The 13,617-nt window shown below is 65.9% G+C and carries 5 protein-coding genes; 2 read left to right on the top strand and 3 right to left on the bottom strand.

Annotated features, from left to right (window positions below; genetic code table 11):
- Nucleotides 1-71 precede the first annotated feature (71 nt).
- Nucleotides 72-686: a TonB-dependent receptor domain-containing protein gene (locus ND528_RS20825; protein ID WP_263471187.1), complete on the top strand. Its 615-nt coding sequence runs from the start codon at nucleotides 72-74 to the stop codon at nucleotides 684-686.
- An 84-nt stretch (nucleotides 687-770) separates the two neighbouring features.
- On the opposite strand, the gene ND528_RS20830 is transcribed toward ND528_RS20825, so the two are convergent.
- The 3 genes from ND528_RS20830 to ND528_RS20840 are packed head-to-tail and all read right to left on the bottom strand — an operon-like array spanning nucleotide 771 to nucleotide 6,886.
- The gene (locus tag ND528_RS20830) at nucleotides 771-2,918 is read right to left on the bottom strand and encodes a TonB-dependent receptor (RefSeq protein WP_263471123.1); all 2,148 of its coding nucleotides are present in this window, start codon (nucleotides 2,916-2,918) and stop codon (nucleotides 771-773) included.
- 33 nt (nucleotides 2,919-2,951) lie between these two features.
- Nucleotides 2,952-6,005, bottom strand: coding sequence for a hypothetical protein (locus ND528_RS20835; protein ID WP_263471124.1), 3,054 nt, complete (start codon nucleotides 6,003-6,005; stop codon nucleotides 2,952-2,954).
- On the bottom strand, nucleotides 6,002-6,886 hold the full coding sequence (locus ND528_RS20840; protein WP_028616083.1) for an ABC transporter ATP-binding protein: 885 nt from the start codon (nucleotides 6,884-6,886) through the stop codon (nucleotides 6,002-6,004). Before ND528_RS20840 ends, ND528_RS20835 begins: the two co-directional genes overlap by 4 nt.
- 295 nt (nucleotides 6,887-7,181) lie before the next feature.
- Here ND528_RS20840 and ND528_RS20845 point away from each other — a divergent pair, with 295 nt between their 5' ends.
- The gene (locus ND528_RS20845; RefSeq protein WP_263471125.1) at nucleotides 7,182-13,601 is read left to right on the top strand and encodes a non-ribosomal peptide synthetase; all 6,420 of its coding nucleotides are present in this window, start codon (nucleotides 7,182-7,184) and stop codon (nucleotides 13,599-13,601) included.
- The last annotated feature ends 16 nt before the right edge of the window (nucleotides 13,602-13,617 follow it).

Here is a 13,617-nt window from a genome sequence, read left to right on the forward strand (position 1 = left end):
GGTTTCAATGACTATGCCTCGCAGGTCACCGACAGCGAACCCTACAAGCCGCCGTCAGCAAAGCCGCTGAACTGGGCTTCAAGAGTGAAACCGAAGAACGTCGCGGCAGCCTCAACGGTGCGCTGTTCTTCACCCGGGTACACGACGATCACCTGCTCGGCTACGACGCAGCAACCTTCGCCACTAATGCCTTCAACGCCGACACCCGCACCCGTGGTGCCGAATTGGAAGGCAACTGGCGCTTCGATTACGGCTTGACCCTGGCCGCCAGCGCCACCTACCTCGATGCCAAGATCACCAGCGGCGTGCAAGGCATCCAGGCCGGTGACGTCGCTGCCGGCAACCGCACCCCGGATGTTCCGCGCTGGAGCGCCAACTTCAACGCCAGCTGGAAACATCCACTAGGCACCTTCGCCAGCCTCGGTAAAACCACCCTCAACACCAGCCTGAACTATCACTTGGTGGGCGAGCGCGCAGCCGACCCGCAAAACCACTTCAACCTGGACAACTACGAGAAACTCGACCTGCGCGCGGGCCTCGAAAGCAAATACGGCGAAGTCTATGCCTTCGCCGACAACCTGCTGAACCAGACTTACGACACCTACGGTTTCTACAGTGACCCGGGGGCCTACGGTGCACCGGCACGCCGCCGCACCTTGGGCGTAGGCTATACCTATCAGTTCTGACCCGCCCCTGTCGCCGGCAAGCCGGCTCCTACACCAATGGCAACCTGCAGGAGCCAGCTTGCCGGCGATAGCCACAACTGGGGTTCAGAACTGGTAGCTATACCCCACGCCCGCCGAACGCCCGCGTCCCGGCATGCCGGTCAGTACCTGGTCGGTGGAGTACGAGCCGTACAGGTCGTAGCGTGCATCCAGCAGGTTGTCGCCCCACAGGTAGATCTCTGAGCCGCCACTCTCCAGGCCCAGGTGAAGGTCCAGCTTGGCGTAGCCCTTGAGGTCGTAGTGGTTCTGCGGGTCGGCCGGACGGTTTTTCTGTACGCGGTAATTGAGCAAGGTGTTCAGGCGCGGCGCCGGCAACCCGAGCAAGGCCCCCAGGTTCTTTTGCCAGGCGACGCTGAAGTTGCCGCTCCACAGCGGCACATCCGGCACGCGACTGCCCGCCGCCACGTCACCGCCGGACACACCCGGCGCATCCGACGTCACCACCGCATTGGTGTAGCTCACGGCACTGCCCAAGGTCAGTTCATCGGTGACATGCCAGGTGGTCGACAACTCGGCGCCCTTGCTGCGGGTGTCGGCGTTCACTGCGCTGACCGCCAGGGTGTTGAAGTCGTAGCCCAGCAGGTGGTCGTCCTGCACGCGCGTGATGAACAACGCCCCTTCCAGGCTCAGGTCGCCCCCGGCACTTTCATGTTTGAAGCCCAGTTCGGCGGAATTCACCTTGGCGGCCTTGTAGGGCTCGCTGTCCTTGATCGACGTGGCGTAGTCGTTGAACCCCGCCGACTTATAGCCCCGTGACAGCACCGCGTACACGTTGGTCTGCGGCGTCAGCGCGTAGCTCAGCGCCACGCGTCCGGTGCTGTAGTTGTCCTGCAAGCGCCGGCTGTCGCTGATCTGCGCGCCGCCACTGGAATAATCGGCACCATAGGTCTTGCGGTCCCAGGTGTGGCGCAGGCCGGTGGTGAGTTTCCAGTCTTCGGCAATCGGGTACGTCACCTCGCCATAGGCCGCGTAGCTGTTGGTGCTGAAGTCGCGCAACTGTTGCGCGCCATTGGTGAAGTTGTTGGAATCGAAACTGCGTTCGGAGCGCGACAGGTTGAGACCCGTCACCCAAAACACATCGGCATCCGCCAGTGATCCCAGGCGCAGGTCCTGGCTCCATACCCTCTCATGGGCCGAGTCTTCGATCAGGTATTCGAACGGGGAACCGTACAACGCCCGCGTGATGTTGCGATCGTAGCCTTTGACGGCATTGAAGTCGGTGCTGGTGTAGGCGCTGATCGAGGTGATGCGCGACTGCGCCAGGTCGTGGTTGAGTTCGAAAGAGTAACGCTCGTTGGTCTTCTGGTTGCCATCAAAGGTACCTGGCGTGTAGTCCAGGCTCGGGCGATTGCCAAACGGACGCAGCAGTTCCAGGCCCGCATAGTGCTCGGCGCGCTGGCGCTCGGCGGTCAAAAGGCCGGTGGTGCCCTGGTCGTTGTCCCACAGCAGGCTGCCGCGCAGGGCCAAGTCACGGGGTTTGGTCAGCGGGTCGCCGTCCTGTTGGTCATCGACCCAGTTATCAAAGCCGCTGCGGCGCACCGCGATACGCCCGGCCAGCGAGTCGGTCAACGGCCCGCCCACGGCGCCTTCCGTCATGAACTGGCCTTGGTTGCCCACTTCGCCGCGCACATACCCCTCCAGCTCGCGCGTCGGTTTGCGGGTGGTGACGTTGATCGCGCCCGCCTCGCTGTTGCGCCCCAGCAAGGTGCCCTGCGGGCCCTTGAGCACCTCCACCTGCTGCACGTCGAGCGTCGCCAGCGCGGCATTGCGCACTGACATCGGCACGCCGTCCACATTCAACACCACCGAACCGTCATCCATGCTCATCTGGTTCAGTGAGCCGACACCACGGATACGCACATTGGCGTCATTGGCGCCGCCCCAGGAGTTCACGTCCACCCCCGGCGTGGTGCGCAGCGCATCTTCCAGGGTGCGCAGGCGCCGGGTCTCGAGGGTTTTCCCATCGATTACCGAAAGGCCAAAGGGGATGTCCTTGGCACTCTCCTGACTCAAGCGCGCGCTGACCGTCAGCGGTGCCAGTTCGATGGCCTCCGCGGAGGCCTGCGGCTGATAGTCAGCGGCATAGGCCGTGCACATCTGGCTGGACAAGCCCAGCGCCATGGCCTGGGTCAAGACGTTGGCCCGCCAGCCGAGGGGACGGCGCAGCGGCTGGATAAACAGTGCAGATGACATGACAAAGCTCCAAAAGGCAGGGATGGTTCGAATTCATTGCGCAGGGCCCCAGCGCTCAAGCGCAGCGGCAATCGCATGAGGATCAGGCGCGCCCAACAAGGGCTGGATCGCAGCCGGCCATCCCTGGCCGTTTCGGATGGCGGCGGTCATTGCCGTCAGTTGTTCGGGTTTTTGTTCGGTGGTCCATGCCAGGCTCGCCAGCGCTGCATAAGTGGCGGCCCAACCCTGCTCGCGGGCATCAGCCAGGGTGCCGACGGGTTCGCCGTCATTGCCCAGCGCGCGAGTCAGCTCATCGGCCATGAGTTTCACCAGTGCCGCGCGCGCCTCAGGACCGTCTACATCCGCCACACACAGCAAGCCGATCGCGCCCGCCACGCCCTGGCTCAACCACAGGTAACCCGGCACCTGCCGCAGGTCGCTGGCGTCAATCAACACCCGGCGGGCAAGCAACTCGGCAATATGCGCACGGCGTGCCGAACGCCCGACGCCGGTCGCGGCCACGTCCCAATCCGGCGATTGGGCGAGCAACAGCTGACCTTGGCTCAAGCGGCTGTCGCCCATGCCGGTCGGCCACTGGCTCACGCCCTCCACCACCGGGCGACTGCCCAGGCGTCGCGCCACACAGGCGCTCATCAGGTCCAGGTCTTCGCGCACCTCAACAGCCGTTTGCTGGCGACTGGCATCCGCCTTTGCCTGCAAGCTGTAGGCAAAATCCAAGGGCGCCGCGCTGTGGCCGTTGAAGTCCTGTCCATCAATCTCAACGTGCCATTGCCAGTCGCCCGCCGGCGCGATGGCCTCCACGGCGACGGCGTAACCTGCCGCCAAGGAGGGCACGTCGGCTGCCAAACCGACCTCGCTGCGTTGCACCGGCGCACGCAGCAGCCGCTCGCTGTCCAGCCCCAGGCGCGGCATAACGCGGCGCGCTTGCAGCCACACACCCTGCGGCCCCAACCAGAACGCTTCGCCTTCCGACGGCCAGCCGTTGGCGCTGACCGTCCAGTTCAACTCCACAGTGCAGGCGTTCGTCGCACAAGGTACCAAGGGAACGCGCAGGTGTTCGGTGGCCTGTTCGAACGTGACCGGTTGCCCCATCACGCTGACTGCCGTCACCTGCAAGCCTGGCGGCAACTCGGCGTCCAATTGGTTGGCCACCACGGCGTCAAGCGTCCACTGGCCCTCAACCTGACGCGCAGCGGAATCCACGCGCAGTTGCACGCGCCCGCCCGCCACCTGCCAGGCCGTTGCGCCGGGCAGCCAGCGCTGTTCCCAGGCGGCGCGTTCAACACGCTCCTCGGCCACCGATTGGTAGTCGCCCTGCTCCACCAGGTGATGGTGCAAAGCCACGCCACTGCCCAGCAGACCCAAGGCGCCCAGGGCCAACACGGCGAGCGGCAAAGGCTGGCCCATGTCAGCGAAACGGCGTCGCTCGGGACCGCGAGGCAATACCAGTGCGGCCACGCCAACCATCACCGCGCAACCTGCGAGTTTCCAGCCTGCCAGGGTGCCGAGATACGGTAACCCGGGCGCCCAGCCGGCGAGTTGCGACAACGCCACATGCGCCGGTATCCCCATCGCATAGGCGGGGTAGCTGACCAGCCCCAATTCGTGGTTGAGCACCAGGAAAAACGTCAGCAGCATCGACGTGGCGTACGCGAGCCCCGAGCGGCGAATCAACGCGTGCAGCAGCACCGTCAGCGCGGCCAGTTCCAGCAGCGGCGGCGCGAACACCAGCGCTTGGTAGACCAGTACAAAGCCCGGCGCCAGGCTATCGGGCGCAGCGATGGCGCTGATCAGCAGGCTGGCAATGCCTGGCACCAGCGCCAAGGTCAGGGTCGCCAACAACACACAGGCCGTACGGCCGAACAATCGCAGCCAGGTCGGTGCGGGGGTCGCCTGCAACATCGTCCCAAGGCCTTCGACGTCATCACGCCGACACACCAGGCCCACCAGCGCCGCGATAATAAAGGCGATCACCAGGAACAACGCGCTCGACAACAGCGGCAGGGTCAGATCCGCCCGTGGCACCATCGGCCCGCGCGCATGCCACACGCCGTGGACAAAACCACTGAGCACGCCCATCACCAGCAGCAAGCCGAGCGCCACCCACCAGATCCGCCGTGCAAACAACTGGCGTACCTGCCAGCGCGCTTCATGCCACAACGCGTGCGTCCAACGACTGGCCGTCAACGGACCCGGCAGTTGCACGTCACGGCTGCGCAGCATCGGCGGTTCCGCCAGCACCGCACCGCTGCGCCGGCCCATCAGGCCCTGGCGCGTGGTGCGCGCCAACACCACGGCCAGCACCAGCAGCGGCAACACACACCACAACGCGCGGTTGAGCCAGAACCCTGGCGTCAGCGCCAGCAGCGACTGCGACTTCTGCGCGGCGCTCCAGGTTTCGACCTGGGCCTGGGCAAAGGTAAATAGCGACGGGTCCAGGCTGGCCGCCAACAGCGGGTTGATATGCCCGCCCTTGAGTACGACCACTGCAAACATCCACAGCAGCATCAATACCGTCGCCAGGGCAAAGGGCGCAGCCAGGCCACGGCTGCGCAACGCCAGCAGGTAATACAACGCACCGATCCCCGTACTCACCGGCAACAACAAGGCGACCCAAGCAAAGGCCAACGCCGACCACACCGGCGCACCGATACTCGCCGCTGGTACCCAACCGAGCCAGCCCAATACTGGGCTGACCAGAAAGCCAACAATCAACGCACTGGCGAGCAACCCACCCACCAGCGCCGCGCCGATAAAACGCCCCCACAGTAGCGCCGGCAGCGACAGCGGCAAGGCCAGTAGCACCTCTTCCAACTGCGCCTTGCGGTCGCGCAGGGCCGGCTGCGCAAACACCCAGGCCCAGGCAAAAAACAGGAAGAACATGCAACCGCACGACATCAAGTAAATCAGGCTGGGTGCATTGCGGGCAATGTCGCTGGCGCCCATTTTCTGCACATAGTCGGCATTCGTCAGGGACATCAGCAGGTAGCCGGTGAGGCCAAGAAACACCAACAAGGGAATGCCACTGCGCAGCCCGGCGCGGACTTCCACCCAGGCTTCACGCACCAGCAAGGCGAAGGTATTCATGCGTCCACCGCCTCGCCGGCCTGGGCCAGCGCCAGGTAATAGATATCCTCCAGGCGCGGCGCGTGGGGGCTGAAACGCGAGTCTGCCGGACGCTCGCCGTGCACGATCACGCGACTGCCTTGCGGGCTGGCGGCCACATGCAATGCTTCGGGCAACGATTCACCACGGCTGAACGGCGCCTCCCACAAGCGGCCCTGTTCGGCAGCGAGCAAGTCGGCCGGGCGACCTTCGACAATAATCTGCCCGCCGGCCAACACCGCCAGGCGGCTGCACAGGTTCTCGACGTCTTCGACGATATGGGTCGAGAGCAGCACGATGGATTCGGCGGCGACATCCGCCAGCACTCGATGAAAACGGTTGCGTTCGGCCGGGTCGAGGCCCGCCGTTGGCTCATCGACGATCACTAAGCGCGGCGAGCCCACCAGTGCCATGGCGATACCGAACCGGCGCAACATGCCGCCCGAATAGGTCGCCAACGCACGGTGGGCCGCCTGCTGCAAGTTGACCTTATCCAGCAGGGCCTCGATTTCCTCGCGGCGCTGGCGGTTATCGGTACGGCCCTTGAGCCAGGCGAACCGGTCGAGCAAATCCCGCGCACTCACGCCGGGGTACGCGCCCAGTTGCTGCGGCAGGTAACCCAGCCGGCGACGCAGATGGTCGGGGCCGCGTAGAACGTCCACGCCGTCCAGGTGAATGCTGCCGGCGTCCGGCAGCTGCAGGGTCGCCAGGGTGCGCATCAGGCTGCTCTTGCCGGCGCCGTTGGGACCGAGCAAGCCATACATCCCGGGGCCAACACTCAGGTCCACGCCGCGCAGCGCTTCGACGCCATTGTTGTAGCGCTTGCGCAGGCCGCGCACTTGTAAACCCGAATCGACAGACATCCGCAACTCCATGAAGAGGCCCTGCAAGAGGGCGGCGAGCGACGGTAGTCAAGGCCGTGGGCCGGGCTCTACCCGATTCAAGTCATTTTCCAACCGCATCGCGCGGCGTATCGGCGCCATGTCCCGCAACTGCGCCCGTGCAATCGGCACTGGGCAAACGGATACGGGGCAAAAACGATTCGATCCGGGTAGTCGCCAAAATGAGAATGACTAGCATCTCCCCCCATGCATTTGCCTGCCCCCAGCGCCTGGGCCAACCCCGGCCCGGGCCCTAGCGATGAGAAGACGTTGAGCCATGGCCACTCCCAGCACCTCAACCGCAACACTGCTGCGCCAATCCCTGTCCGACGCCCTTGGACTGCCCGCCGACCAGGTGCCCCTGGAGGCCAACCTGATCGAATGGGGCCTGGACTCCGTCACCCTGATCCGTCTTGCCGGCCAATGGCGGCGCCAGGGCCTGGCCGCGCGTTTCGCCGACTTGGTGGCGGACCCACGCCTATGTAGCTGGATGGCCCTGCTTGACACCGCCCCCACGGCCCCCGCGCCGGTCAGCGCTGCTACCGATGACGGGCTGCCGTTCGAACTGGCGCCGATGCAGCACGCTTACTGGATCGGTCGCGCCCCTGGCCAAGCGCTGGGTGGCGTGGCCGCGCACTTCTATAACGAGTTCGATGGCCACGACGTTGACCCGATACGGTTGGAAGCCGCGGTGCGTGCCCTGCTCGCGCGGCACCCGATGTTGCGGGCGCAGTTTCTCGATGACGGCCGCCAGTTGGTCCTCGCGCACAGCCCGTGGCCGGGGCTCACGGTGCATGACCTGCGCCAGGCCGGCGCCGAACAGGTGCAACAGCGGCTGGCAGCCTTGCGCGCCGAGCTGTCCCATCGCAAGTTGGCCGTGGAGCAAGGCCAGGTGCTGGATATCCAGCTGTCGTTGTTGCCCGACGGCACCCGCCTGCACCTGAACCTCGACATGCTCGCCGCCGATGCCTTGAGCCTGCGCACCCTGCTCGGCGACCTGGTGCTGTTGTACCGCCAACATCCCCTACCCGCGCTGGACTACACCTTCGCCCGCTACCTGACTGACCTGCGCCAGGAACAGGCCAGCACCGAGCAGCGGGATCGTCACCAACAGGCGCGCGACCACTGGTTGCAGCGCCTCGATCAATTGCCCGGTGCGCCGAGCCTGCCGATCAAGCCCCAGGGCGATGACCGCCAGGTCTGCCGCCGTCACCATTGGCTGCCGCCGTCAGAACGCCAGGCATTCGAACGCCAGGCGCGGGAGCATGGGCTCACGCCGGCCATGGCGTTGGCGGCGGTGTTCAGTGAAGCTCTTGGTGCTTGGTGCGATACCCCCGAGTTGCTGCTCAACCTACCGCTATTCAACCGCACGCCGCTGCATGCCGACGTTGATCGCCTGGTCGGGGATTTCACTTCGTCGATCGTACTGGCCTGGGACGGCCGGGTCGCCGGCACGTTTGCCGCACGCGCCACCACCCTGCAACGCCGCTTCCACAGCGATGTGGCACACAGCGCGTTTTCCGGCCTGGAGGTGTTGCGTGAACTGTCCCGCCAACGCGGTGAACAAGTGCTGGCTCCCGTTGTATACACCAGCGCACTGGGCCTGGGTGAGCTGTTCGCCGAGGGCGTACAGGCCAGCTTCGGCCAGCCGGCCTGGATCATTTCCCAAGGCCCGCAGGTGTGGCTCGATGCGCAAGTCACCGAGCTGGACGGCGGCATCCTGGTCAACCTCGATGCGCGTGAAGGGCTGTTCGCCGACGGTGTGCTGGATGGCGTGTTCAAGGCCTATACCGACCTGCTGCAACGCCTGTGTTTTGACCCGGACGCCTGGCATCAGGCACCGCCTGCGCTGATCCCCGCCGAGCAACTGGCCCTGCGCCAAACCATGCAAGGCCAGCCTGCTGCCCTGCCCGTCAAGCGCCTGCATGAGGCTTTTTTTGCCCAGGCACGCCTGACGCCCACCTTGCCCGCGCTGCTGCAGGGCCACTCTACCGTCATCGGCTATGGCGAGCTGGCCGAGCGGGCCCTGCAAGTTGCAGCGTACCTGGAAGACCAAGGCATCCAGCGCGGCGATGTCGTGGCGCTGCAACTGCCCAAGGGCCCCGAGCAAGTCATCGCGGTACTGGGCATCCTCGCCTGCAGCGCCACGTACCTGCCGATCGGCATCGACCAGCCCGACGCACGCTGCCAGAAAATCTTCGAAAGCTCAGGTGCGCGGTTGCTGCTCAAGGCCCTGCCACCTGCGGGCCCCCCGCTGGACGCGCCCCGGCCCGGTGCGGTCAGCGACCTGGCCTACATCCTCTATACCTCCGGTTCCACTGGCGAACCCAAGGGCGTGGAAATCAGCCACCTGGCCGCCGCCAACACGGTGGAAGACCTGCAACGACGCCTCCAACTGACCGCCGATGACCGCATCCTCGCGCTCTCTGCGCTGGAGTTCGACCTGTCGGTGTTCGACCTGTTTGCTGCGCTGTCCACCGGCGCGGCGGTGATTGGCATCGAGCCCGAAGCGCAGCGCGATGCCCCGCGCTGGCGTGAACTGGCCTTGCAGCACCGCGCCAGCGTGCTCAACTGCGTGCCGGCGTTGCTGGACATGTTGCTCGGTTGCGCCCCGGCCGACGCGCGCCTGCCGCTGCGTGCGGTGTTGCTCGGCGGTGACAAAGTCGCCCCGGACCTGGCGCCACGGTTGTGGGCCCAGGCGCCGGGCTGTCGCTTCATGGCCTTGGGCGGCGCCACCGAAGCGGCGATCCACTCGACGCTGTTCGAAGCCCTACCCGGCCAGCCATTGGCTTGGCACTGCCTGCCTTACGGCAAACCGCTGGACAACGTCAGCCTGCGCATCGTCGACCACCAGGGCCATGACTGCCCGGACTGGGTGGCCGGGGAGCTGTGGATCGGCGGCGCCGGGGTGGCCCAGGGTTATCGCGGCGACCGCGTACGCAGCGCCGCACGTTTTGTCGATTATCAAGGCCTGCGCTGGTACCGCACAGGCGACCGGGCGCGCTACCACCCCGACGGCACTGTGGAGTTCCTCGGGCGTAGCGACTTTCAGCTCAAGCTACATGGCTACCGCATCGAGGCCGGCGAAGTCGAGCAGGGGCTGCTGGCCTGCCCAGGCGTGGAGCACGCGGTCGTGTTGCTGACCGGCCAGCAATTGGCGGCGGTGGTCCGTCTGGCGCACAGCGCCATGCAGCCTGTGCAGATCGACCTGCCGGGCCTGGCCGAGCGCCTGCCGGCGTATATGATTCCCTCGCTGATCCTTGGCTGCGCGCAGCTGCCCTTGACCGGCAACGGCAAGGTCGACCGCAAGGCCTTGCACGCGTGGCTTGCCGAGCATCGCCCGGTGCAGCAGGCCAACCTGACGGCGCCCTGCGGCGTTATCGAACAACAGGTGGCCCGCGCCTGGCAGCAGTTGCTTGGCTGTGGTGAGGTGTGCCGCGAACACAGCTTCTTTGCCCTGGGCGGCGACTCCCTGAGCGCCACCCGCCTGGTGCGCCTGCTCGCCGAACAAGGGCTGGGCGGTGCACGTATCGCCCAGGTGTTTGCCAAGCCGGTACTGGCGCAGTTTTGTGTCGACCTGCATCAACAGGCACAGGCCGAACCCGCACACACCGTTGTTGCAGATCTGGCGCAACGCCACGCTCCCTTCCCTATGACTGAGGTGCAGCAGGCCTATTGGCTGGGCCGCGACCCCAGCCTGGTGCTGGGGGGCGTGAGTTGCCACTTCTACCGTGAATACGACGTCGAGGACCTTGACCTGCCACGCCTGCAACACGCCTTGCAGTGCTTGATCGAACGCCACGAAATGCTGCGCGCTGTGTTCGATCACAGTGGCCAGGCGCGCATCCTGCAACAAGTGCCGGCCTTCGTGATCGGCCAGGGCCACGCCAGCCTGGAAGAGCTGCGTGAACACTGTGCCCATCGCGTGTTCGCCCCTCACCAATGGCCGCTGTTCGATGTGCAAACGGTGCCCCACGGCCGGCACACACGCCTGGCGATCAGCCTGGACAATTTGATCCTCGACGCCCTGAGCATCCTGCGTTTCTACACCGAACTCGATGCGTTGTACCGCGAGCCCGACATAGCGCTGGCCCCGTTGGATCTGTCGTTTCGCGATTACCAACTGCAGTGCGCTGCAGCACCTGAAGAGCTGCACGCCGCGCAGCGCTTCTGGCAGGAACGCCTGCCCGAATTGCCGCCCCATCCGCAGTTGCCGCTGGCCGCCGATCCCGCCAGCCTGGGCCGACCACGCTTTGAACGCCTGCAAGGGCAGATCGATGCCAGCGCCTGGCAGGCGATCCTGTCCAAGGCCCAGCAACAGGGGCTCACCGCCTCGGCGGTACTGCTCTGCGCTTTTGCCGAAACCCTCGGCCGCTGGAGTGCACGCCCGGACCTGAGCCTCAACCTCACACTGTTCGATCGCCGCCCCGTGCACCCTCAGATCGACCAGGTAATGGGCGACTTCACATCGCTGACCCTGCTGGGGTATGTGCCCGTGGCGGGTGAGCGTTGGGTTGACCGTGCACGGCGTACGCAACAATCCCTGGGCGAGGCGTTGGAGCATCGCTGCCTGGGTTCCGTCAGCCTGCTGCGCCAGTTGGCCCGGGGCAATGGCGAGCAACAGGTGAGCATGCCGGTGGTGTTCACCAGCGCCCTGGGCGTCCCGGATGGCACGGCGGCGCCGGTGGACGGCCCGTTTACCCACCAAGTGTTCGGCCTGACACAAACCCCGCAAGTGTGGCTCGACCACCAGGTCGTCGAAGCCAACGGTGGTATTGCCCTTAACTGGGACCGTGTGGTCGGCCTGTTCCCCGAAGGCCTGGTTGAAGCGATGTTCGACGCTTACCTGCAGAGCCTCAACTGGTTGGCCGAGCACGCCTGGGACAGCGCGCCACCCGACCTGCTGCCCCAGGCCCAAGCGCAACGGCGTGCCCAACTCAACGCCCCGGTCGACTGCGTGCCGGGCGACCCGACGCTGCACCAAGGTTTCTTTGAACAGGCGCGCCACGCTCCGCAGCGCCCCGCCTTGTTATGGGGTGAACACGGCGCGCTGAAGTACGGCGAACTGGCCGACCGCGCGCTGCGTATCGCCCACAGTCTGATGGACGCAGGTGTCGCACCCGGCGACCTGGTGGCCGTGTCCCTGGCCAAAGGGCCGCAGCAGGTAGCCTGTGTGCTGGGCATTCTGACGGCCGGCGCCGCCTATCTGCCGGTGGGTGTCGATCAGCCGTTGCAGCGTTGCCAGCGCATCCTGCAACAGGCCGGCGTGACCCTGATACTCGCCGAGCACGACCCGCAACTGCCCGGCGTCAAGCACGTCAAGCCCTCCACCGCGTTGAAGGCCGAACCGCTGGCGGCTCCACGGCCTCTCGCAGCGGGTGAACTGGCCTATGTAATCTACACCTCCGGCTCCACCGGCCAGCCCAAGGGCGTGGAAATCACCCACCGCGCGGCGATGAATACCGTGGCCGAAATCAACCGCTGTTATGGCGTCCAAGCCGCCGACCGGGGCCTGGCACTGTCGGCGCTGGACTTCGACTTGTCGGTGTATGACCTGTTCGGCCTGCTCTCGGTGGGCGCCGCGGTGGTGCTGATCGACGAAGACCAGCGCCGCGATGCCCGCGCCTGGCTCAAGGCATTGCAACAGCACCGCGTGACCCTGTGGAACAGCGTGCCGGCGCTGCTCGACATGCTGCTGGAAGCCAACGCTCAAGACCGCCAGCCCCTGGACCTGAGGGTCGCTCTGCTGTCCGGCGACTGGATAGGCCTTGATCTGCCGCAACGCCTGCAAGAGCAGGCCCACGGTTGCCGCTTTATCGCCCTCGGCGGTGCGACCGAAGCGGCGATCTGGTCGAACCACTTTGAAGTACGCCAGGCAATGCCGGGCTGGCGTTCGATCCCCTACGGCGTGCCGCTGGCCAACCAGGCCTACCGGGTAGTCGATGCCCTGGGCCGTGACTGCCCGGACTGGGTCACGGGGGAACTGTGGATCGGCGGTGCCGGCGTCGCGCGTGGTTATCGCCACGCGCCGCAGCTGAATGCCGAGCGTTTTGTCGATGGCTGGTACCGCACCGGTGACCTCGGCCGCTACCACCCCGATGGCCTGTTGGAGTTTCTCGGGCGCGCCGACAGCCAGGTGAAGGTCCGTGGCCATCGCATCGAACTGGGCGAAATCGAAGCCGCCCTGGCGCGTCACCCCTGTGTGAACAGCGCCGTGGCGCTGGTCGCCGACCACCGACTGATGGCCGCCGTTACGGCCAGCACCTGCGCCGAGGTGCTCGCACAGCATCTGGAGCAGTGCCTGCCGGCCTACATGCGCCCGGAACAGATCCTTGTGCTGGAACGCCTGCCGTTGAGCAGCAATGGCAAGGTCGACCGTCGTGCGCTGCTCGCCCCCTTGAGCGCCGCTGCCCAGCCACGGGACGCGATGGATGAGCAACCACTGAGCGCCGGCGAACAGGTGATCGCCGAGCTCTGGCAGCACTTGCTCAAGGTGCCGAGCGTCTCGCGCCACGACAACTTTTTCCGCCTGGGCGGCGACAGCCTGCTGGCCACGCGCTTTCTCGAAATGCTGCGCAGCCGTCTGGGCGTGGAACTGCCCATGGGCCAGTTATTCGGTGCCGCCAGTCTGCTGGAAGTGGCGCAGACCCTCGAACGCCTACCCACCCCGCACACCGTTGAAGAAGGCGTTATCTGATGCCCGCGCAACCACC

Source organism: Pseudomonas mercuritolerans (assembly GCF_025706525.1).
GTDB lineage: Bacteria > Pseudomonadota > Gammaproteobacteria > Pseudomonadales > Pseudomonadaceae > Aquipseudomonas > Aquipseudomonas mercuritolerans.